Source organism: Pseudomonas sp. SIMBA_041, from assembly GCF_046535095.1.
Lineage (GTDB): Bacteria > Pseudomonadota > Gammaproteobacteria > Pseudomonadales > Pseudomonadaceae > Aquipseudomonas > Aquipseudomonas mucoides.
In genome coordinates this window covers 1-279 of record NZ_JAWRXJ010000211.1, presented here as the reverse complement: position 1 = coordinate 279, position 279 = coordinate 1, and the positions used below count along the sequence as shown (strand labels likewise).

1 protein-coding gene is annotated in these 279 nt (G+C 67.0%); it reads left to right on the top strand.

Annotation, left to right across the window (positions count from 1 at the left end; all coding sequences use genetic code 11):
* The coding region (locus SB725_RS30890) for a 3-hydroxyacyl-CoA dehydrogenase family protein (RefSeq protein ID WP_410923184.1) at positions 1-279 on the top strand (279 nt) is incomplete at both ends.

The window sequence follows — 279 nt, the reverse complement described above, 5'->3', positions numbered from 1 at the left end:
CAGGTGGATGGCGCCTTGCAGGGGTTCGGTTTCGCCATGGGCCCGTTCCGCATGTATGACGTGGTGGGCGTCGACCTGGGCTGGCGCGCCCGGCAACTGGACGGTGTGGGCCAGGATGCGCCCGAGGTGCAGATCGACAACCGGTTGTGCGAGTCGGGTCGTTTCGGCCAGAAGAGTGGCGACGGCTACTACCACTACGAACCCGGCAGCCGCCAGGCCGAGCATGACCTGCAGGTGGATGCGCTGGTGCTGCAGGTCAGCGAGGAGCTGGGTTACCGG